The sequence below is a fragment of the Ochrobactrum chromiisoli genome, from assembly GCF_026241335.1.
GTDB classification, from domain to species: Bacteria; Pseudomonadota; Alphaproteobacteria; order Rhizobiales; family Rhizobiaceae; genus Brucella; species Brucella chromiisoli.
Window position 1 is genome coordinate 71397 of sequence record NZ_JAPHAV010000006.1, and the last position, 20914, is coordinate 92310.

Genomic DNA, 20914 nt, shown 5'->3' on the forward strand with positions numbered 1-20914 from the left:
ACAACGTGCCGGGCATGGTCTCAATCATGCCCGGCATCTTGCAAAGCTTAATCAAACTGAAACCGCAAAGACATTCCTATGCCCCATGACACGCCTTTGATTGCAGCAATTGTCATCGGGTTATGTCTGGCATTTCTTTTCGGCACGATTGCCACGCGTCTTAAAATTTCTCCTCTCGTCGGTTATCTGCTGGCCGGTATTATTGCCGGACCCCATACGCCCGGCTTCGTCGTCGATCAGGATCTCATTCTTCAACTGGCCGAAATCGGCGTTATTCTGCTGATGTTCGGCGTGGGCCTGCATTTTTCCCTCAAAGATCTGCTTTCGATAAAGGCCATAGCGGTGCCCGGTGCGCTGGCACAAATCGCGACAGCCGCAGCCCTTGGGACCGCTCTTGGTTTAGCACTTGGCTGGGATGTAAAAGCCGGACTGGTTTTTGGCCTGGCCCTTTCCACTGCCAGCACTGTGGTGCTTTTACGCGCCATGCAGGACATGCGTCTCATCGATACAGACCGGGGCCGCATCGCAGTCGGCTGGCTGATTGTTGAAGACCTCGCCATGGTTCTGGCGCTGGTGCTGCTGCCAGCACTTGCCAGCTTAAGCAGTGAACAAGGTCACGCAGTCGCCAGCGATCCCATCGCCCAATGGCTGGGGCTCGGCATCACCGGCATCATTGTCTTCACCATTGCCAAGGTCGCGGTGTTTGTCGCTCTCATGCTGGTGGTTGGCCGCAAGGTCATTCCATGGCTGCTGAATGTCATTGTGCAGACCGGATCACGCGAATTATTTCGCCTTGGTGTTCTTGCAATAGCCCTCGGCGTTGCTTTTGGTGCGGCACATCTGTTCGGTGTGTCTTTTGCACTTGGCGCATTTTTCGCTGGCATGGTGATGAGCGAATCCGAACTCAGCCATCGCGCTGCCGAAGAATCCCTGCCTTTGCGCGATGCGTTCGCCGTTCTGTTCTTCATTTCAGTGGGTATGCTGTTTGATCCAATGAGCCTCATTCGCGATCCCCTGCCCCTGATCGCGACTCTTGCCATCATTCTGGTGGGTAAATCGGTTGCAGCTTTCTTTATCGTACGCGCGTTTCGCAGGCCAATCGGAACCGCCTTGACCATTTCTGCAAGCCTGGCCCAAATCGGTGAATTTTCTTTCATTCTGGCCGGATTGGGTGTCAGCCTCAATCTGCTGCCGCCCGATGCCCGTGACCTGATCCTTGCCGGTGCAATGCTTTCGATCTTTCTCAACCCATTGATGTTCATTGCTGCGGAGCGTATGCGGCCATGGCTTGAAAAGCGGCTGGGTGGAGAAATAGCTCATGACGAAAGCGTCCCATCCAGCGGCGATACGGATCGCTCCGAACCCCGGCCAATAAGCCCCCTCAAAGGGCATACGATCATCGTCGGCTATGGCCAGATCGGCAAACACATCGCTTCAAGTTTACAGGAAAGGCAGTTACCTTTCCTCGTTGTCGAAAATTCGCCCAAGATTTATTACAAATTGAAAGAAATCGGCATTGAAGCTATTGCGGGAAATGCCTCGGATGCTGAAATATGGGAAACGACGAATCCGGAATTCGCTCAACATATTGTCATTGCAATAGCCAATGCCTTTGAGGCAGGACGCATAACAAGTCTTGCCCGATCCGCGAATCCCGGCATCCGTATCATTGTGCACGTCTGCTCACCAGCAGAAGCGAAATATCTGGAGGACCTGGGTGCAGATGAGGTTATTCTAGGGGCTGCAGAAATTGCCAGCGCCATGGAACGCGCGATAAGCAGCGAGGCCAGCGCCACGCGGAAGCAATCGGTTAGGACACAGTCCGACGCCACGACAGATTTGAATGGGAATGCACCGGAACTGTCCTGAAAGGTACAACCGATGCGCCAAAAGGGGATGACATGCGAAATAAAGGTGCGGTGGCCAGTTAATGAAGTTTAAGGATTATATCTGGCCAATAATAGGCATTTGTGCAGTCGCTATTTCAGCATGGCTTCTCTATCGTGAATTGCGCAGTATCTCGCTTGATGACGTTCTGGACAGCCTTTACGCGATCCGCGCTCATCATTGGCTTCTTGCAACCGCCGCAGCACTCCTCGCCTATAGCTCGCTCGCTGGCTATGACCGCATCGCACTTCTTCATCTGCGCAGAAAAATATCCTGGCTCTTCATCGCGCTGTGCTCGTTCACAACTTACGCCTTATCGCACAATATCGGAGCCTCCGTTGTGTCTGGCGCTGTCGTGCGCTACCGCGCCTATTCCTCGCAGGGCATGCCCGGCAGTGAAATCGCCGTCCTCATCGCTTTCTGCTCTTTCACATTCGTGCTGGGCGTCATCATCACATCAAGCATCGTGCTTCTGCTCGAACCGCATATTCTCATGCGTTTCAACGAAGACCTGACGCCGACCGTTTCCACCATCATTGCTTTGCTGATGCTGGCATTCGTGTTGCTCTATATTTTTGGTAGCTGGCTCCAGCTTCGCCCATTGCAGATCGGTAAATTCCGTCTGGAATATCCGCGCCTTCCCGTGGTCACACAGCAGCTTATAGTGGCGCCACTCGAACTCATCGGCGCTGCAGGCATCATCTATTTTGCACTCCCAGAAGCGGGCAATCCCGGCTTTCTGATCATCCTTGGCATCTTTCTGGTATCGTTCTCGGCGGCGCTTATTTCGCATGCACCCGGTGGGCTTGGTGTGCTGGAACTGGTGTTTCTCACCGGCTTGCCGGACATGAATCAGGCTGATGTTCTCGCCGCACTGATTGTTTTCCGTCTCCTCTATCTGCTGATCCCTTTTGCCATCTCGCTCTTTGTGGTTCTGATTTTCGAAAAATCACAATTCGTATTGCGGTGGAACGAAAAGCAAAAGAAGTGAGACAGCGAGGCGGGTATAATTTTTACATATCCGCCTCAAATTGAATTCATTTTTCTTAAAAATAGGCATAATCACCCCTATCTTGGAAATTGCTTCGCATAACCTCCCAATGCAAAAGCAGAAACAGCCTTATCCCAAGGCACTTCCAAGAGGAACTTACGCATGCCTGCGACATTGATCATCCCCGGTTACAAGGGATCGGAAGCAGGCCACTGGCAGCGCCAATGGTTGCATGACGATCCGTCAGCAGTGCTTGTCGAACAGGACGACTGGCACTATCCGGTGCTATCCGACTGGATGCACGCGCTCGAAGCCAAACTCGCCGAGAATCCCGGTGCGGTTCTGGTTGCCCATAGTTTAGGTTGCATTCTTGTTTCGCATCTCGCAAGCCGTCCGGCTGCAGCTCACGTTGCTGGCGCACTTTTAGTCGCCCCGGCAGACGTTGAAACCATGTCCCGCCGCGACAGCCGCTTTGAAAGCTTTGCGCCGCTGCCGCGTCATGAACTGACTTTCCCGTCCATCGTCGTTGCCAGCCGCACTGACGACTATATGAGCTTTGCCAAGGCGGAAGCCATCGCCAATGTCTGGGGTGCAGGCTTTGTCGACATGGGTGACGCCGGACATATCAATGTGGAAAGCGGCTTCAGCCGCTGGCCGGAAGGCGCGATCCTCGCCTCGTCCCTGCATCGTGAACCCATAACACACACGCTCTCCCAAGCAGCGTGACCGCAAACCGCCCGCTTTTTTATAAGTCGGGCGGTTTCTTTTAACTATGCTGTCTGCGTTCCAGCCAGACTTTAAGAACGAGCGTCAACAACGCAATGCCCGCCAATGTCGAAGCCGCAGCAAAAGCCCCGGCAACATTATAATCGTTGAACAGAAGTTCAACCTGCAAAGGCAGCGTATTCGTCTTACCGCGAATGGCACCCGATACAACGGACACAGCGCCGAATTCACCCATCACGCGTGCATTGCAAAGGACTGCGCCATAAAGCAGCGCCCATTTGATATTGGGAAGCGTGACATAAAAAAATGTCTGCCACGCATTGGCTCCAAGCGTCAGAGCCGCTTCTTCCTCATCACTGCCCTGCACTTGCATCAATGGAATGAGTTCGCGCGCCACAAAGGGCGATGTCACAAACAGGCTCACCAGAAAGATGGCTGGAACGGTGAACATGATCTTGATGTCATACGTTTCAAGCAGCGGCCCGAGCAGCCCTTGCGAGCCATACAAAAACAGATAGGTCACACCCGCAACGATAGGCGACACGGAAAACGGGATCTCGACGAAGGTAATCAGCAGCCTGCGCCCGGGAAAGCGGAATTTCGTGACCAGCCATGCAACACAAATGCCGAATGCCATATTGATCGGCACAACGACAATTGCGGTCAAGACCGTCAACCACACTGCATGCAGCGTATCAGGCTTGAGGATTTCTCCAAAGAAGACATCCACGCCCTTGCTGAAAGCATAGGAGAAGATGACGGCCAGCGGCGCGCCAATGCAAATTGCCGACAGAATTGCAGCAAGCCCGATCAACAGGCTGCGCACAGGACCCGGCGCATTGCGCGCCTGTAAACTCGCACTACCGCTCTGCATAACGAAGCTGCCTTGCCTGAATGAGGTTGGTTATGAGCAGCATGAAAAACGCCATCACCAGCATAACAAAAGCAAGTGCGGCGGCTGCCGGATAGTCATATTCATCCAGCCTGATAAAAACGAGAAGCGACGTCACTTCCGTTTCAAAAGGCAGGTTGCCGGAAATGAAGACGATAGAGCCAAATTCTCCAAGACTACGTGCAAAGGACAATGATGCGCCGGCCAGAAAAGCGGGAAAGATCGTCGGCCAGATAATAAGCGAAAAAATCTGCCAGGGTGTAGCGCCAAGACTGCGCGCCGCCTCCTCCACATCCGCACTCATGTCCTCAAGCACCGGCTGCACCGTACGAATGACAAACGGAATACTAGTGAAAAACATGGCAATCATGATACCAAGCGGCGCGTAAGCAACTTTAATACCGATGGGTTCGAGAAAACGTCCAAACCAGCCATTTGGGGCAAACAATGTCACCAGTGCCAGACCGGCAATCGCCGTTGGCAGCGCAAAAGGCAAATCAACTGCCGCATCAATCAACCGCTTACCCGGAAACTGATAACGCGACAAAACCCACGCCAGCAGCAAGCCGAAAAGACCATTCAACACGGTGGCCACCGCTGCGGCACTGATTGTGATGCGAAACGTCGCCAGCGCACGATCGGAGGTAACAATTCTCCAGAAATCGCTCCAGCCGAGGCTGGCAGTTTTCAGAATCATAGCCAGAAGCGGCAAAGCGACAATGACCGCCAGATACAGCAAAGCGCAGCCGAGGGTCAGCCCGAACCCCGGCAACACCGAATTGCGTTTCATGCTCAGAAGCGACACTGGATTTTCCAAATGAAAGGCGAGCGCTGACTGCTCTCGCCGGATAATTGTTTTTACTTGGCAGTAAAGAGCTTATCGAGCACACCGCCTTCGGCGAAATGATCTTTCTGAACCTTCTCCCAACCGCCAAAAGCATCTTCAACCGTTACAAGACGCACATCTGGATAAATATCCTTGTGCTTTGCAATCACGTCCTTGTCATGCACACGATTAAAGTTCTGCGCAAGAATTTCCTGCCCTTCCGGCGAGTAAAGGTAATTCAGATACGCTTCGGCAATCTTGCGTGAACCGCGCTTATCGACGACCTTATCAATCACTGTCACCGGAAACTCAGCAAGCAGGCTGACTTCTGGCACAACCACATCATATTTATCTGCACCCAGAACCTTCTCAGTGCCGCGGGTTTCCGCTTCAAACGTCACCAGAACATCGCCAATGCCGCGTTCGGCAAAGGTCGTCGTTGCACCACGACCGCCCGTATCAAACACTGGAACATTCTTGAAGATTTTACCGATGAATGCGTGAACCTTTTCCTGATCACCCTTGAACGCTTCATTGGCATAGGCGGTGGCTGCGAGATAAGTGTAGCGCGCATTGCCGGAGGTCTTAGGGTTAGGGAAGACTACCTTCACATCGTCGCGAGCCAGATCGTCCCAGTTCTTGATGCCCTTTGGATTGCCTTCACGCACCAGAAACGCCGGGAATGAATAATAAGGCGAGGAATTATTCGGCAAACGCTTCTGCCAGTCAGCGGGGATCAAACCACCCTTGTCATGGAGAACCTGCACATCGGTTACCTGATTAAAGGTCGCAACGTCCGCTTCAAGGCCTTCCAGAATGGAGCGTGCCTGCTTGGATGAACCGGCATGAGACTGATTAACGGTGAGATCTTCCCCCGTCTTGGTTTTCCAGTCAGCCACAAAGGCCTTGTTCACCTGCTCATAAAGCTCGCGCGCAATGTCATAAGAAACATTGAGAATATCATGAGGCTGCTCTTGTGCCTGAACCGGGGCAGCACCCAAACCAAGCGCAACCGCCGCATATAGAATAATTTTCTTCATAATCCGCACCCTTCTCCCTTTGCGTACACAAAGGACCCATAACTCGGTCTTTATTGGGAAATAAATCTACATGGAGAAGAGCAATAAGCAACCTAAATCATTGATTTAAATATATAAACTACTTTTAAAACCATTCTTGGAAATCTTGCCTCTATGCAAAAAACGCATGAGAAAAATTTTCCATGAAAGCAACAAGAGGCGAAACAGAAATAGAGAAGCCGGAAGCTTTCGCCTCCGGCCTTCGAAATTTTTTCTTGGTTGAGAGCGCATCTGAGCCAAGGACTGTTTCACACTTTTCGGGATCTGCTCTCAATCTCACCAAAAACCGCGATGCTGCCAGCACCACAGAAAACTTTGCTCCCCGCGGTCAAGGCGATGGCGACGGCGTTCAGCAATTTCCTCAGCATTCAACTTCATCTTACCCCAGGGCTGTGCGAGACCGGCCGCCACGCCCAGCACAGCATTTTCTAAGCTTTGAGCCAGCAAGTTTAATTTGCGCTTCATAAATCCTCCAGTTCGCGCCCATTTCGCGAGCAGCTATTCAAAGCAGCGACTTGGAACTTACGTCCTATCCGAACGAAGCGAAGATCTGATTCAATCAGATCAAATCGCGCTCAAGCCGCAACAATGAACAATGTGTTAATTTTGAAGGCTTGCGCATTAAAGTCAATATCATACTGATTTTATCGGAGTTTACAGAACGAAATATTTTGCAAGCATCGCGAGGATGCCCGCAAAATTATTCCGGCTTACAGCGTATAATCGTCAACCGGCCTGATCCGTACTTTCTCGATGTGCCGCCCCGTCATGGCTTCAATAGAGAACTCATATCCATCTGCCACAAAATGTTCACCGCCAAGCGGCAAATGACCAAGGTGCCAGAGAATATAGCCGGCAAGCGTGGTGTAACGATCGCTGTCATCAACGAGATCACGCTGAAGTATGCTGCTAAGGCGGCGAATATCGGTAAAGCCATCAACAAGATAGCCGCCCATTCCGTCCGATTCCGCCACCGCGGCTTCCTCGTCCTCATCAGGGAATTCACCCGCAATGGCTTCCAGCACATCGGTCGGTGTCACCACGCCTTCGAACGAACCGTGCTCGTCGACCACCACGGCCAACTGGACCGGCGAAACACGAAGCTGCTCCATAACCCGAAGCACATTGGCATTTTCATGCACAACAAGCGGCTGCTTGACCACATTGTCCCAATTGATTGGCTTGCGATCGCTCATGTCGAGCAGCAAATCTTTCACCAGCACCACACCAACAAATTCATCGACCTGTCGGCGCGCCACCACAACACGCGAATGCGAAAGTCCACGGATCGCCTGATGCAGTTCATTTTCGTCTTCATCCAGATCAAGCCATTCGACTTCATTGCGCGGCGACATGATCGAGCGCACGGGACGATCAGCAAGATCGAGAACACCACGGATCATTTCCTTCTCTTCGGGCAGGAAAACGTCACTGGCAGCCGTTTGCTGGGCGATGACATCGACCGTATCCGAGAGCGGATTGTCATCGCGCTGACCCCCGAGCAGACGAAGCACAGCACCAGCGGTTCTCTCACGCAAGTCGTTGGTTGTCACCAGCTTCTCGCGGTTCTTGCGTGCCATCTGGTTGGCGGCCTCAATCAGCACCGAGAAGCCAATAGCGGCATAGAGATAGCCCTTTGGAATATGGAAGCCGAAACCTTCGACAACGAGGCTGAAACCGATCATCATCAAAAAGCCGAGACAGAGGATGACAACGGTCGGATGCTTGTTAACGAAATCCATAAGCGGACGCGAAGCCAGCATCATCACACCAATAGCGATAACAACGGCAATCATCATCACCGGCAAATGCTGCACCATACCAACAGCGGTGATCACGCTATCAAGCGAGAAGACGGCATCAAGCACGACGATCTGAACGATAACCTGCCAGAAGATCGCATGCACAACACGCGTATTCTTCGGACCATGCGCGCCCTCAAGCCGCTCATGCAGTTCCATTGTGCCCTTGGCGAGCAGGAAAAGACCACCAATAAGCATGATAATATCGCGACCGGAGAAAGAAAGCTCCATTACGGTAATCAATGGCTCGCGCAGCGTCACGATCCAGGAAATGGATGCAAGCAGCACAAGGCGCATCACAAGCGCCAGCGTGAGGCCGACAATACGCGCACGATTGCGCTGATGCGGCGGAAGTTTATCGGCCAGAATTGCGATAAAGACGAGATTGTCGATGCCAAGAACAATTTCAAGCACCACCAATGTCACCAGACCTATCCAGGCATTGGGGTCGGCAATCCAGTCCATGGACCAGTCCATGATGTGTCGGCTCCTATAAAATCAACGAAAAGAAAAAAGAGAAAAAACGCCGCATGCATTTCCCTTCCGAACCGCTGAAACGCAGAACGGTATGAGGAAATTGCAAACGGCGTGAATAAGTTCAAAGCCTTTTAGGTCCGATGCTCCCGGAATGGGAGCGGGACTTCGTGAAGACGAATCGTCAGGACTGTCGCCGGGCATAAAGCGCGATGAACCTTTTAAAAAGACATGAACCGGACACGTTGCGTGCCCCTCAATGCCATGTTGTCATTTGAACGTATGAGCGCTGTATTATGCAGACACAAAGCGCGCACGCAAGACCATATCTATTCAGCAGGAGAAACCTGCACGCCACGCTTACGTTCACGGCGTGGACGCGCCTTGAAGAATCGCATCCCGATCACCGTCGCGACAATCGTAACGGCGGTGATGCCAATAACGAACCAGAACATATGGTCACGGTCCATTTTGGCAAAAATACCCATTCCACGACCAGCCAGCCAGCCCGGCAGAAACATGAGCGGAGCCCAAACCATCGCAGAAAGCACATTCGCCGTCTGAAAACGTTTCTGATCCATCGACATCATGCCCGCCACCATCGGAACGGTACAACGCACGGGGCCAAAGAAGCGCCCAAGGAACACGGCAGAGAAACCATAGCGGCGGAACAGCAAACGCGCACGCGCAACACCGCTGCGGTGTTTATTCAATGGCCACTTATGAATAACACTGCGACCAAGCCACCAGCCAAGAAAATAGGAAACAATATCACCAATTACGGCACCGATGATTGCACCGATGATGATTGGCCAGGGTTCGACGATACCAGCGCCAACCAGACCGCCAATTGCGAGCATGATTGGCGTGGCCGGAATGAACATTCCAATAATAGCGAGAGACTCGCCGAAGGCTATCACGCCCACGATCGGACCCGCCCATACCCGATGATCGGAAATGAACTGTCCGAGATCGCTAATTATGCTTTCCATTCCGTCCTCAAAATGCCGCGAACCGGATTTTGAAGCACGCCCCGATCTTGGGGGCACTTCGAGTTTTCTGAAACGAGGATAACCCGGTGCATGAACCCCTCGCCTGCCTGCGCGTCACAAACGCTTTCGGCATTTTGCTCAATGATAAAAATCATATCAGTCAATCAAGTCTTTTATATCCTTAAGCATCCAGACAAACATCAAAAATTGATGACATACGTGCGACATTTGCAGCGAAAATCATGCCTGTTCTGCTTTTGAATAGCCAGATTGAGCCTTGTGGATATGGAAACTCCGCAGCGACGTTACAACGCCCGATCAAAAAAATGTTTCAAAACAGAATCATAACCAAATTGATTCCGCATAAAAGTCCGCTTTCAGCAATCAAGGCGATTGTTTATCATCTATACGCGAAATACGTGTAAGCCTAACCGATCACAAAACCGCGCATTTCCGGGCTTTCTAAAACCAAACCAATTTTTTTTCGATTTTTTTCGATTGAAGGCTAGACACAGACAAAAGCGGCCTTTATAGAACCGCTCACCTCACCGGGGCCGCTGCCTCGGAGAAGCGAGTGGGTGATTAGCTCAGTTGGTAGAGCAGCTGACTCTTAATCAGCGGGTCGTAGGTTCGATCCCTACATCACCCACCATTTTCTCCTCTTCTTTCAAAGAGTTACCGCTGATTACTTAAGTCACGAAAGTGTCTGAAGGTCATACTGTCGGAGCGCTACTCCCCTTTATATTTCTCGTTCTATATTCGTTATCCAGCGCCCCCTGAACCACGACCTCAGCCAGGCCTGCTTCCACAGCCATGGCAACAAGATCGCCAGAAATTCGAATTGATGGTTGAAACACGTCATTATCCAAAGCTCGCATGGAACCAGATCTGCCCGCAATCTTTTGCTTCCAATGAACAATTATAGGGCATGCACCTTTCGGCGCGATGCTATCAAGGAATACAGACGCGCCGGACACGAGCAGTCGTATCGACACTTTTCAACGCCTCACGCAATCCGCCAGCGAACAGTCCGCTGTGGTCGAAAGGTGGATTACAACAATTAGCCAGCTCGCCACCAAACGTATAAATTGAGCATTTCAAATAATTCAAAAATAATAAAACGTACTTACTTAAAACATAAACTTATCGACCCCCATTTCACTCTGGCAAGACTTATGTTTTAAAATTGCACGTCCACTGTTTTCACCCCAAAAATGCGCTTTAGCGCCACACAAGCAGAGTCCACATGGAGCAGCAAAACTCAGCCCCTTGCGATGATCGGCATCCGAACCAGCCGGCCAGTTTTCTGCGCGTTTTGGGGCCGGGACTGGTAACAGGGGCAGCAGATGATGACCCAAGCGGGATCGCAACCTATAGCCAGGTAGGGGCACAGTTTGGCTATTCACTCGGATGGACCATGTTGTTCAGCTATCCTTTAATGGTTGCAATGCAAGGTGTGAGTGCAGGTATTGGCGTTGTCACCGGACAAGGCGTTGCGCAAAACTTGCGCCGACATTATTCGCCGTGGCTATTGCGTGGCGCAGTTATGTTATTGTTCGTCGCAAATTTCATCAACATTGGGGTGGACCTTGCAGCGATGGGAGCCGCTGTCCGGCTGTTTGCCGATGGCCCCGAGATCCTCTACACTTTGGCTTTCGCAATTCTATGTGTAACGCTCGAAGTATTTGTGAGTTACAGGCACTACGCATCCGTTCTCAAGTGGCTGACGCTCTCACTGTTTACATACGCCGCTGTCGTAATGACGGTGAATGTACCGTGGACAACTGCCCTGCAAGGTGTACTCATTCCCCGATTTGTTTTCGACAAGGAGCATGCGATGGCTCTTGTCGCGATATTTGGTACAACGATCAGCCCTTACCTGTTTTTCTGGCAGGCGGGGGAAGAAGTTGAGGAATTGCATCGCAGACATGTCCGGCGGTTGATTGTTTCACCCGACACTGCTCGCACCGAACTTACCAGGATCAAAACCGACACTTTGATCGGAATGGCGATCTCCAATATCGTTGCGTTACTCATTATTGTAGCCACGGCATCCACACTCAATGCCAGCGGTATCACCAAGATAGAAACGTCTGCCCAAGCTGCGGAGGCCCTGCGACCCATCGCGGGAGAGCTCGCATTTGTCGCCTTCGCGATTGGTATTATCGGCACCGGATTGCTCGCAGTTCCCGTACTGGCTGGCTCCGCCGCCTATGCCGTTGCGGAGATGTTTCGATGGCCGGAGGGGCTGGATCGTCGGCCTCGCGAGGCAAAGGCATTTTACAGCACGATCGCGGTTGCAACGATCGGCGGTGTCGTTCTCAGTTTTAGTGCAATCGATCCGATACGCGCTTTATATTGGGCTGCATTTATCAACGGAGTACTGGCTACGCCACTGATGATAATTCTGCTGGCAATGGCTACCAACCGACGCATTATGGGACGACTGACAGCCCCCTTATGGATGGTTAGTCTGGGATGGCTGGCGGTTGTGGTTATGTCATTGGCGACAATCGGATTTCTGCTGCTATGATCCGGTTTACCATTTCTGTCTTGAAGACGGCCGGTTTTTCATTGAGCAGGCACAAATTGCCACAACCGTGGGGCAGCCGCGAATAGGTGTTCATTCCGGCGTCGCCTGCCCCACCATGAAAAACTGCCAGTTCCAGAGTTAGCCGATACCAGTCCAGTTACGATATAGGATATATGCGGCGACGATGAAGATTACCGCGGCGAATATGCGATTCAAGATGTTCCTGTATGCACTCAATCGCGTGGCAAGCATCATCCCAAACACCCCTCCTATAACGCCACCTCCAATAAACTCGGCGGCAAGCCACCAGTCCACCAGACCGGAACTGGCATAGTTCAAAGCCGTGGCCAGTCCGAAAGCACCTACCGAGAGAAGCGATGTTCCGATTGCATTGATCATCGGCATACCCGTTGCCAGCATCAGACCGGGCACAATCAAAAAGCCGCCGCCGATACCAAAGAAGCCGGATGCCGCACCGGAAGCGAGCGCTATGGCTGCCGTGACGAGGCACATTCTTAAGTCTATCGGACGGCTTTCAACGTTTGCTTTCTTTTTGGGCTTCAGCATGAATAGCCCAACAACGATCATGAGAATACCGAACAGAAAGATCAGACGATCGCCATCCAGCGCCTTGCCAAGGCTGGAACCTATCAGTGCACCGATGACGCCGAGCATGGAAAAGACGAGGCCGCAACGCCACCAGACATGCCCTTTTAACGCATGGCTCACAAAATTCGCGAATGCGTTGACGGAGACAGCAAGGGCACCGGTGCCAATGGCCACATGCGGCTGGCTTACACCAACAACATACAGGAGCAACGGCGTTGCAAGGATAGAGCCGCCGCCACCGAGCAACCCCAACATAAAGCCGACAACGCCACCGGAGCCTACTGCCGCAAAGATAGAATTACTCAACATATGCGCTCCCGATTCTGTCACGCATGATCAGGTCTGCTTTTTCTTGTCTGCGCAGAAGATTTCAAAAAGGCAGACGACCAATTGCGCTGCCTTTTCTTCTGTGAGCCGATAGCTTCCCGGATATTGCGGTGATCGACATTTTTTCTACAATATATAATTATATAAAATATAATAATTTATAATATTGGACTTTTCAACCCCACCCTAAAAGATTGTTTCCATGCCCTTCCCCGAAACGTTATCGAGAAGAATGAGGCGCTAGGTCATGATAAAGAATTAACTATTTGATTCAAACAACGATAACAGCGAGTCTGTCACGCAGAAGCGTCTATATCATAACCCCTGCCTGCCAACACAGCATTGGCCTCAATACCGCCCGCCGATAAGAGCGTGAGCGAAGGCAACATCATTACACTGGCCGGAACCTGCGATCAGGCGGATGGGAAGGCCTGGCGCTTCGGTGGTGAGACGTAGGTTTTGGTGCTCAAGCCTCCGCGAGACCGCCCCAGACCCCGCGCATCCGTCCCCGACTTTTGATCTTGCATGAGCCGCCGCGTGCAGGTGAGTGCACACGATAGTGCTATTGATCATCGGCCATTCATTCCAGATCGGTTTCTTGGGCAAGGGCTGAGAGCATATTGTCCAGAACAACCATCTAAATCCAGCGATAATAGCGCCGCTTTGCCGAACGCTATCCTCACCCAAACACGCCATCCCATAAAGAGCGTCCAGAAACGTTCGATTGTCAGTGCGGGAGCCACGCCTACCTTTTGTTCTGCCCGGCACAAAACCTTTGATCCGGTCCCATTGGGCACCACGATGCACGCAATTCCATCTTTAAAATGTAAACCAAAATAGAAGCAGCCGCGCGTAAATAGACATGGCGAAAACTGCGCTGTGGTATTATGAGTGCCGCATGACATCCAAAAGCCTCGGCTACACATTCACGCTTCTCGCGGTCACCATCTTTGCGACGCAGGATGGTATCTCGAAATATCTTGGAACACACTACTCGCCCATTTTCATAACGATGGTGCGGTATTGGGTGTTTGCGGCTTTTGTGATTCTGATTGCTATGCGCTCCGGAGGCATCGCGCGCGCGACATCAACCAAACACCCATTCCTGCAAATCCTTCGTGGGGTTTTGCTCGCGGCCGAAATTGTTATCCTTGTCTATGGCCTCAGCCGCGTCGGCATGGCCATGACGCAGTCCATCTTTCAGGCAGCCCCTCTGTTGATCACAATGCTCTCTGTGCCGCTGCTTGGCGAAAAGGTTGGCTGGCGCCGCTGGGTCGCCATCTTCGTCGGCCTGTTTGGCGTTATGCTGATTATCGACCCGACCCATGTCGAGTTTGGGTGGGAACTCATGCTCCCGATAACCGCTACGATCATGTTTGCTTTTTATGCCATCGCGACGCGTGCCGTAAGCAAAACGGACAGCTCGATGACCAGCTTCTTTTACACAGGCGTAGGCGGAGCGACTGTTCTGACCATGGTCGGTATCTTTCATATGGAGCCGCTTGCACCGCACGACTGGCCATGGATGGCTGCCCTCTGCGCCTGCGGTATGGCGAGCCATTACTGCCTCATACGCGCCTATGACATTCTGGAAGCGGTTGAAGTACAACCGCTCACCTATTTGCAGCTCGTTATAGGTGCTTTGATTGCTGTCGTCGTCTTTCATGAGAAGCTGAGCTGGAACATCATCGTAGGCGCGAGCATCGTCGTGGCAGCAGGCCTCTTTTCCATGTTCAGGGAAAGACTGCGTTCAAAGCGAGCATCATAACATTACGAATTATTAATTGGCCTGTTCACATCCAGTTCACCTAATATACCTCACATTACTCACACGCCAATCAATGGTGTTAAGTATAGAGTAATGGAGTCAAAAAACATGAAATCGAAGACATTGTATATCGCAGTAATTGCTTCTGCATTGCTTTCCACATCTGCCTTCGCTCAGGAAAAAGCAACAGAGGCGACAGACACGTCCGCGATGGATACTTCCATTACACAGAATGATGGACCTAAAGGCAAGCGCGAGCCTATCGACTTTGAAAAATTCTCCCGCATGGACGAACTGAAAGCTGCCGACACCAATGGCGACGGCGTGCTCTCGCGTGATGAAATCGAAGCGCTTGCGCTCAAGCGTATGGTCAGCCGTGCAGCTGATCGTATGGAGCGCCGTCTCGACGTCAATGGTGATGGAAAGATAACGCTCGAAGCCGTTGAAAAGCAGCGCCAGAAGGAATTTGCCGCTTTGGACCGCAACGAAGATGGCAAACTGGATCGCAAAGAATTGCGCGCGGCCAAGAAGTTCAATCATCATGGCCCCAAAGGACCGCATCATCACGACAAGGGCAAGATGGAGCACCATCAGCCCAAGCCACAGCAATAAAATAGCCATTAACAAAAGCCCCGCATTGCGGGGCTTATTTATTTTCAGTTACGAGCGAATAACGCCCTTCTTGAAAATGATATTGCCGTACAGGCGCTTTTCACCGGAACGAATGACGGCATAAGCACTGCTCGCACGGTCGTAAAAAGCAAAACGTTCAATCGGATCGACTGCAATCTTACGACCTTCAGCCTTTTCAATGATAGCCTCAAACTCGCTAAAGATCGCAGGCGTTTCGTTCGGTGCCTGCATCACGGCTGCTGGCTTATCAACAAAATCATCAAGCGGCAGAAGCGAAAGCACAGCCTCCGCCACATCGGTAGCGCTGATACCTGGAAGGTCGATCACTTGCACGCCGGAAGCCTGTGCAGGGTAATTGGCGTCAACAATCACCAGATCGTCGCCATGGCCCATATCCGCGAGCACTTCAAGAAGCGATCCGGTCAGCAATGGATTTATGTTTTTAAGCATTGAATGAATTCCGAATGATGGAGTTTTAAGAACTTTACCCTATCTGAAAACATTCAGAAAATGCAAACGCCGGCTGAATTCAGCCGGCGCTTTGTTTCTATCAAATGCAAAAGACTGTTAGTCAGCCTTAGCTTCGATATCGATCTTGTCGAGGATTGAAAATGGGTCTTGAGAAATCGCGACCATTTCCAGCGCACCAATTCCTCTCTCAGACTTTGACTTCGCGCTCATTTCAAAGACATTCGGTTTCGCAATGAATGCGTTAAGCGCTGTGACCACCGCATCCAGCTTGGGTTGATCAGCGGCCAATTCCTGCAAAACCGCACTCGCGATCAAAGTCAGCGTGCTACGTGCTTCTTCAACAGTCATGTTGTTTTCATCAGCGTAGAATTTAAGGCTCTTTTCAGCGAGGCCTTCATTTTCAATCTTGAGCTTCACTTCACGTGCCTTGAGACCAAGAAGTGCAACCTGGGCCAGCACCTTGTCACCGGAGAAAAACTCCTTGGTAAAGCCTCCCATCAGCCCGGACATAGTAACCTTGCCCATATCTTTGCCACTTAGCGAGAGATCCTTGATAATGAGGCTCTGACTCGCCTCGTCCCAATTGGCTTCAAGGTTGGATGAAAGCGTCACACGATCATAACCAAGCTTGCGCAGCTTCTGATAGGCCTCTTCGTTGCTGTCTGTAGGAACAGGCAAGGATACGTCTTCATAGGCAATGCGTATATCGGTTGGAATGCCGTTATAAGGATTTTTGAGCGCAAGCTCATAGCTCTTCAGACCAAACTTCAAGCGATGCGGCAACCCATCAGGCTTAGGCGCAGGATTGCCATCCTCGTCGGTGATGTCAATGTCATCATTGACATTGTTGTCATAGGGAAGATCGGCATCAATGCCTTTCAAGACCATTGTGCCGAATTCAGGCAACATGGTCGTGAATGGAAAGCTTTCCATTTCTTCCCTGCTAAGGCTGGCAAACTTTTTAAAGGCTTCAGCGGAAGGCGCCCAGTTGAAGCCTTTGAGTGAAAACTCGTCCAGCTTCACATAATCAGTGCCATTGCCCGCAGAAAATCCGTTCAAAGTCATATCGAACGTCTTATTATCGAACAGCATCGACATCTTTTCGATGTTGCTTTCACCCTTCTCAGGATCGCTCGGTTGAATCTTCATGCCGAGCAGTTCGACATCGCCCTTGCCGATCATATCAAAGATGCCGATCAGACTTGCAAAAAACTCTTTCCGCTCTTCAAGCGGAAGGGCATCGAGATCCTGTGTCGTCTCCAGCTTGCGCAATGTTTCCGTAAACGACTGCGCAGGCAGGCGCATCGTAAAGCCATTGCTGCGAACCTCATCATAGCTAAAGCTCGAATTGGTTCCCTTCACGACGATGTCTTTGGCAAAAAACGGCCCGTAAACCGGCTTCGCTTCGGAATCATTTGAACCTGCGGCCTCGGTATAAAGGCGGGCCATGAAAACGCCGTCGATATCCTTGCCTTCTGAAGTGCCTATGGTTCCCACCATACGCTCTTCCTTTATTTCCCCATTTTCACCGGGCAGCGAAAGATCGAGATCAAAGGTTGCGCCGCTCGAAGCATAGCGGGAAACATGACCATTCACGATATCTTCCAGTGTGACATCCTTATAAGACGTCTTCTGTTCCTTATCGTTCAATGTCTGAACAACATTGATTTCAGGAACTGAAACGCGCTTTGCGGAAAAACGGCCAACGCGCTCTGCAAGGGTCAGCTCACTATTACCAAACGTATCGCGCAGCATGCCGATATCGAAATTTGCATCCTCAATGCGCACACTTGGAAGCGCAATTTTGAACTGTGCAATCTCGGTCTTGACGTCCTTGGCATTCAACATACCACTCAGGAACAAAATTTTCGGGCGACCTTCAATCGAGCCAATTGTAATATTGGTGCCATCTTTCAACGGCAGAACAACGTCGGTCAGTTGAATATGGCCAAGAAAATCAGCATTAACAGAAGCCGCCTTTCCGCCACGTCTTTCAAGCTGAGCATTAACCGTCTTCTCGAGTGTGATCTTATATCCAACTGCACCTGCAGCGGCGATGGCGATGAGCGCTACAGCTGCCCAAAGCGCTTTACGTCCGCCTTTGCGTTTTCCGCTCGTTGCTTGCTCCACGATTTCTCACCCTTTCAGCGCAATTTCAACAGTATCTGATCGCTGATTGGTTAATCACAAGAAATTGTAAGAGCAAGCAGGTTTGATTAAAATTTGAGCTTTTTGGCTGTTCGGTGGAAAAACCCCACAGTTCCAAAAAGTTTTTGGAAAAAAATAGAGAGAACTAACGCATACGCTTGCGTGTGTGCAGCACAAATTCATCGTCTATCTTCATCAGTTGCGCATCGATTCCATAAACATCTTTCAGAAGTGAGCGATTGAGAACCTCTTCCGGCGCACCATCGGCAACAAGCTTGCCCTGATTAAGCACGATCAACCTTGTGCAATATTGCGCAGCCAAACCAAGATCATGCAACGAGGCGATCACTGTCTTCTTCTCGTTGGCCAATCCGGCAAACAGTTCCATCAATTCCAGCTGATGGGCTGGGTCCAGACCGGCGACCGGCTCATCGGCAAAGATGACGGGCGTGTTTTGCGCCAATACTCGCGCAATCAAAGCGCGCGCTCTTTCACCACCCGATAATTCATTGGCAGGACGCGACGCGAGCTCAACCAAGCCCATGCGCTGCATCGCGGTCTCAACCGCAGCTTCATCATCATGATCCAGCGCTACAAACACGGGCTTCAGTGCTGAGCGTCCAAGCGACACCAGCATTCTAACCGTTACCGGCCACGCCACATCGCGTTCCTGCGGCAGATAAGAGATTGTTTTGGCGCGATGCGCGACATGCATTCTTCTGAGGTCAGAGCCATCCAACAAAACATTGCCTGTTGAAGACGTCAGCCCCAAAAGCGCGCGCAGCAGTGTTGTTTTGCCTGCACCGTTCGGACCGATCAGACCAATAAATGCGCCCTCACCTGCCTCAAAACCAACGGCTTCAAGAATGGTTTTTCGCCCCAACGACACATCAAGATTGTGGACTGAAAGTGTGCTCATACCAGCCGCCTCCGATATTTGAAGACCAGCCCCAGGAAGAAGGGAGCCCCGATAATGGCCGTGAGAACACCCAGCTTCAACTCGCGCCCCGGCATCAATATCCTGACAAAAACATCGGCTGCGAGCAAAAGAGCTGCCCCGCCAAAGCCACTTGCAATCAGCAATCGCGATGGTCGCGCACCGACCAGCGGACGCAGAAGATGCGGCACCACAAGCCCAACAAAACCGATAGCACCCGCCACAGCCGTTGATGCGCCAACGCAAGCCGCAGTTCCCAGCACCGCCAGCATCTGCACGCGTGAAAGATTAACCCCCATACTGGCCGCGGCATCAGCCCCCAGTGTCAGGCTATCAAGCGCACGGCCGAGCGCCAACAGCATGACCCAGCCAATCAGAATGAAGGGGGCCGCAAGCCACACATGCGTCATCGAGCGATCCGCAAGCGAACCAAGCATCCAGAAAACAATTTCCATCGCGGCAAAAGGATTGGGCGAGAGATTAAGCGCCAATGCCGTCAGTGCGCCCGCAAGACTGGTAACGGCAACACCGGCCAGAATGACCGTCAAGGTTCCGGCATGACGTCCGGCAAGTGTCTTCACCAGGAACACCGAGATAAAAGCACCTATCAGTGCCAGCAACGGCAACGCCAAGGGAAAAACCTGCGAAAATCCGGTATAGATCGCAATCACAGCGCCCAGCGATGCCGAAGAACTCACGCCAAGCAAACCCGGTTCGGCCAGCGGATTGCGCAGATATCCCTGAAGAGCAGCCCCTGAAAGCCCCAGTGACGTACCGATCAGCAATGCGAGAATTGCACGTGGCAAGCGGATTTCACGCATCACCAGCACGATCACATCGCCCTGCCCCGTTAACAGCGCCTTGATGCTCTCGCCCACACCGATGGATGCTGGACCAATCAGCAACGACACGACAAACAATGCTGCCACCAACAAGCCAAGCAAAAGCAGCAGGAGATAAAAGCGAGCATTTTCAGTCACGCGCAGCCTCCGAAAGCTCTGTCACCGCATCAACGCTGAATGGCCCACCGCAGACTGTCAGATTATCGTTCAATGTTACGATTCTCGTCTCTTTCTCCAGAGCCCGCAAAGCCGGATGTTCAAAATTCTCAAAGGCCAGTGCGGGTGGTCGCCCGCGTGATCCCCGGACCAGAATATCTGGCTTATTCATGATCAGCATTTCCAAAGGCAGCATGCCAGAACCACGAATACCAGCTTTGTCTGCAAGATTATCAAGACCCGCAAGGCGTATAGCTTCGTCGATCAACGTGCCACGCCCCGACGTATAGCTATTGGCATAATAGAGGGCGACCGTTTGCCGATGCGCAGGCTTTGGAACTTCTGCCAAAGCGGCATTCATGGCCGCAATCTGCCTATCCGCCTGCTCTTCCCGGCCCAACAATGCCCCCATCCGCTTCATATGCGCGCGAATATCTTCAAAAGACCGTGCAGGGGCAAATTCCTCAACCCGAACACCCAGCTCGCGCAACAGTCCAACAGTCGCGCGCGAGGAAAATGTGCCTGCCAGCACCAGATCGGGTTTCGCAAGAAAAACCTCTTCCGCCTGTCCGTGATTGACCGGCAATTGCTGCGCTTTCGCGGTCATCACCGACAGAAGCGGATCACGCGAAAGATAGGATACCGATTGCAACTGCGTATCATCCGCCAGCAACATGGCGAGCTGATCTGTGCAAACATTGATCGACACCACGCGCTTGGGCTTCTCCTGTGCCAACGCCGGATGAAGGCCAGCCAGAAACAGGCCGGCCAACAGACCGAGCCTGATTTTCGATGCCAATAGCCGTTTATTCGCCCACATG

Annotated in this window: 18 protein-coding genes, 1 tRNA gene and 1 pseudogene; 7 read left to right on the top strand and 13 right to left on the bottom strand. The window is 51.8% G+C overall.

Annotated elements, in window-relative coordinates; translation table 11 throughout:
• The first annotated feature begins 78 nt into the window (after nt 1-78).
• The 3 genes from ybaL (at nt 79) to OPR82_RS13230 (ending at nt 3604) form a co-directional block, all read left to right on the top strand.
• Entirely contained in the window at nt 79-1869 is a 1791-nt protein-coding gene (gene ybaL / locus OPR82_RS13220; protein WP_265985342.1) for a YbaL family putative K(+) efflux transporter, read from the top strand.
• 61 nt (nt 1870-1930) lie between these two features.
• Nucleotides 1931-2878 (top strand): lysylphosphatidylglycerol synthase domain-containing protein, encoded by a 948-nt coding sequence (locus OPR82_RS13225; RefSeq protein ID WP_265985343.1) that lies wholly within the window; start codon nt 1931-1933, stop codon nt 2876-2878.
• A 162-nt stretch (nt 2879-3040) separates the two neighbouring features.
• Complete coding sequence (locus tag OPR82_RS13230; protein ID WP_265985344.1) at nt 3041-3604, top strand: alpha/beta hydrolase; 564 nt, start codon at nt 3041-3043, stop codon at nt 3602-3604.
• A 40-nt stretch (nt 3605-3644) separates the two neighbouring features.
• Here OPR82_RS13230 and cysW read toward each other — a convergent pair whose 3' ends face one another.
• The 6 genes from cysW to OPR82_RS13260 form a co-directional block, all read right to left on the bottom strand.
• On the bottom strand, nt 3645-4478 hold the full coding sequence (gene cysW, locus OPR82_RS13235) for a sulfate ABC transporter permease subunit CysW (protein WP_265985346.1): 834 nt from the start codon (nt 4476-4478) through the stop codon (nt 3645-3647).
• A complete protein-coding gene (cysT, locus tag OPR82_RS13240; RefSeq protein WP_265985481.1) occupies nt 4465-5286 on the bottom strand; it encodes a sulfate ABC transporter permease subunit CysT in 822 nt (273 codons plus the stop codon). The genes cysW and cysT overlap by 14 nt, the downstream gene beginning before the upstream one ends.
• Before the next feature lie 68 nt (nt 5287-5354).
• The gene (gene cysP / locus OPR82_RS13245; RefSeq protein ID WP_265985348.1) at nt 5355-6362 is read right to left on the bottom strand and encodes a thiosulfate ABC transporter substrate-binding protein CysP; all 1008 of its coding nucleotides are present in this window, start codon (nt 6360-6362) and stop codon (nt 5355-5357) included.
• A gap of 315 nt (nt 6363-6677) precedes the next feature.
• Nucleotides 6678-6866, bottom strand: coding sequence for a hypothetical protein (locus OPR82_RS13250; protein WP_265985350.1), 189 nt, complete (start codon nt 6864-6866; stop codon nt 6678-6680).
• Nucleotides 6867-7111: 245 nt separating this feature from the next.
• Nucleotides 7112-8680: a TerC family protein gene (locus tag OPR82_RS13255; RefSeq protein ID WP_265985351.1), complete on the bottom strand. Its 1569-nt coding sequence runs from the start codon at nt 8678-8680 to the stop codon at nt 7112-7114.
• Between the two features lie 326 nt (nt 8681-9006).
• Nucleotides 9007-9669, bottom strand: a complete 663-nt coding sequence (locus OPR82_RS13260; RefSeq protein ID WP_265985352.1) for a DedA family protein — start codon at nt 9667-9669, stop codon at nt 9007-9009.
• Between the two features lie 576 nt (nt 9670-10245).
• Between OPR82_RS13260 and OPR82_RS13265 the strand changes: the two genes are divergently transcribed.
• Nucleotides 10246-10321 (top strand) — tRNA-Lys (locus OPR82_RS13265).
• Between the two features lie 594 nt (nt 10322-10915).
• Nucleotides 10916-12202 (top strand): NRAMP family divalent metal transporter, encoded by a 1287-nt coding sequence (locus OPR82_RS13270; RefSeq protein ID WP_265985353.1) that lies wholly within the window; start codon nt 10916-10918, stop codon nt 12200-12202.
• Between the two features lie 138 nt (nt 12203-12340).
• Here the strand turns inward: OPR82_RS13270 and OPR82_RS13275 are convergent, their stop codons facing one another.
• Both OPR82_RS13275 and OPR82_RS13280 read right to left on the bottom strand, forming a co-directional pair.
• Complete coding sequence (locus tag OPR82_RS13275; protein WP_265985354.1) at nt 12341-13120, bottom strand: sulfite exporter TauE/SafE family protein; 780 nt, start codon at nt 13118-13120, stop codon at nt 12341-12343.
• A 332-nt stretch (nt 13121-13452) separates the two neighbouring features.
• Nucleotides 13453-13945 (bottom strand): annotated as a pseudogene (locus OPR82_RS13280) (IS5/IS1182 family transposase); the annotation flags it as partial.
• Nucleotides 13946-14036: 91 nt separating this feature from the next.
• Between OPR82_RS13280 and OPR82_RS13285 the strand changes: the two are divergent.
• Together OPR82_RS13285 and OPR82_RS13290 are read left to right on the top strand one after the other, a co-directional pair.
• Nucleotides 14037-14906, top strand: a complete 870-nt coding sequence (locus OPR82_RS13285) for a DMT family transporter (RefSeq protein WP_265985356.1) — start codon at nt 14037-14039, stop codon at nt 14904-14906.
• Nucleotides 14907-15014: 108 nt separating this feature from the next.
• Nucleotides 15015-15518, top strand: coding sequence for an EF-hand domain-containing protein (locus OPR82_RS13290; protein ID WP_323054553.1), 504 nt, complete (start codon nt 15015-15017; stop codon nt 15516-15518).
• Between the two features lie 48 nt (nt 15519-15566).
• Here OPR82_RS13290 and OPR82_RS13295 read toward each other — a convergent pair whose 3' ends face one another.
• From OPR82_RS13295 to OPR82_RS13315, 5 genes are all read right to left on the bottom strand, one after another.
• Complete coding sequence (locus OPR82_RS13295) at nt 15567-15989, bottom strand: RbsD/FucU family protein (protein WP_265985358.1); 423 nt, start codon at nt 15987-15989, stop codon at nt 15567-15569.
• A 117-nt stretch (nt 15990-16106) separates the two neighbouring features.
• Nucleotides 16107-18140 carry a hypothetical protein gene (locus OPR82_RS13300; protein ID WP_265985359.1) on the bottom strand — a complete coding sequence of 678 codons (2034 nt, stop codon included), beginning with the start codon at nt 18138-18140 and terminating at the stop codon, nt 16107-16109.
• Between the two features lie 163 nt (nt 18141-18303).
• Nucleotides 18304-19077, bottom strand: a complete 774-nt coding sequence (locus tag OPR82_RS13305; RefSeq protein WP_265985360.1) for an ABC transporter ATP-binding protein — start codon at nt 19075-19077, stop codon at nt 18304-18306.
• Complete coding sequence (locus OPR82_RS13310) at nt 19074-20075, bottom strand: FecCD family ABC transporter permease (RefSeq protein ID WP_265985361.1); 1002 nt, start codon at nt 20073-20075, stop codon at nt 19074-19076. Before OPR82_RS13310 ends, OPR82_RS13305 begins: the two co-directional genes overlap by 4 nt.
• The gene (locus OPR82_RS13315) at nt 20068-20913 is read right to left on the bottom strand and encodes an ABC transporter substrate-binding protein (protein WP_265985363.1); all 846 of its coding nucleotides are present in this window, start codon (nt 20911-20913) and stop codon (nt 20068-20070) included. Before OPR82_RS13315 ends, OPR82_RS13310 begins: the two co-directional genes overlap by 8 nt.
• Nucleotide 20914 lies beyond the last annotated feature (1 nt).

Excerpts from the sequence above, each read along its gene's own strand:
- ybaL (WP_265985342.1), top strand. The coding sequence starts at position 79 with ATGCCCCATGACACGCCTTTGATTGCAGCAATTGTCATCGGGTTATGT.
- OPR82_RS13225 (WP_265985343.1), top strand. The coding sequence starts at position 1,931 with ATGAAGTTTAAGGATTATATCTGGCCAATAATAGGCATTTGTGCAGTC.
- OPR82_RS13230 (WP_265985344.1), top strand. The coding sequence starts at position 3,041 with ATGCCTGCGACATTGATCATCCCCGGTTACAAGGGATCGGAAGCAGGC.
- cysW (WP_265985346.1), bottom strand. The coding sequence starts at position 4,478 with ATGCAGAGCGGTAGTGCGAGTTTACAGGCGCGCAATGCGCCGGGTCCT.
- cysT (WP_265985481.1), bottom strand. The coding sequence starts at position 5,286 with ATGAAACGCAATTCGGTGTTGCCGGGGTTCGGGCTGACCCTCGGCTGC.
- cysP (WP_265985348.1), bottom strand. The coding sequence starts at position 6,362 with ATGAAGAAAATTATTCTATATGCGGCGGTTGCGCTTGGTTTGGGTGCT.
- OPR82_RS13250 (WP_265985350.1), bottom strand. The coding sequence starts at position 6,866 with ATGAAGCGCAAATTAAACTTGCTGGCTCAAAGCTTAGAAAATGCTGTG.
- OPR82_RS13255 (WP_265985351.1), bottom strand. The coding sequence starts at position 8,680 with ATGGACTGGTCCATGGACTGGATTGCCGACCCCAATGCCTGGATAGGT.
- OPR82_RS13260 (WP_265985352.1), bottom strand. The coding sequence starts at position 9,669 with ATGGAAAGCATAATTAGCGATCTCGGACAGTTCATTTCCGATCATCGG.
- OPR82_RS13270 (WP_265985353.1), top strand. The coding sequence starts at position 10,916 with ATGGAGCAGCAAAACTCAGCCCCTTGCGATGATCGGCATCCGAACCAG.
- OPR82_RS13275 (WP_265985354.1), bottom strand. The coding sequence starts at position 13,120 with ATGTTGAGTAATTCTATCTTTGCGGCAGTAGGCTCCGGTGGCGTTGTC.
- OPR82_RS13285 (WP_265985356.1), top strand. The coding sequence starts at position 14,037 with ATGACATCCAAAAGCCTCGGCTACACATTCACGCTTCTCGCGGTCACC.
- OPR82_RS13290 (WP_323054553.1), top strand. The coding sequence starts at position 15,015 with ATGAAATCGAAGACATTGTATATCGCAGTAATTGCTTCTGCATTGCTT.
- OPR82_RS13295 (WP_265985358.1), bottom strand. The coding sequence starts at position 15,989 with ATGCTTAAAAACATAAATCCATTGCTGACCGGATCGCTTCTTGAAGTG.
- OPR82_RS13305 (WP_265985360.1), bottom strand. The coding sequence starts at position 19,077 with ATGAGCACACTTTCAGTCCACAATCTTGATGTGTCGTTGGGGCGAAAA.
- OPR82_RS13315 (WP_265985363.1), bottom strand. The coding sequence starts at position 20,913 with ATGTGGGCGAATAAACGGCTATTGGCATCGAAAATCAGGCTCGGTCTG.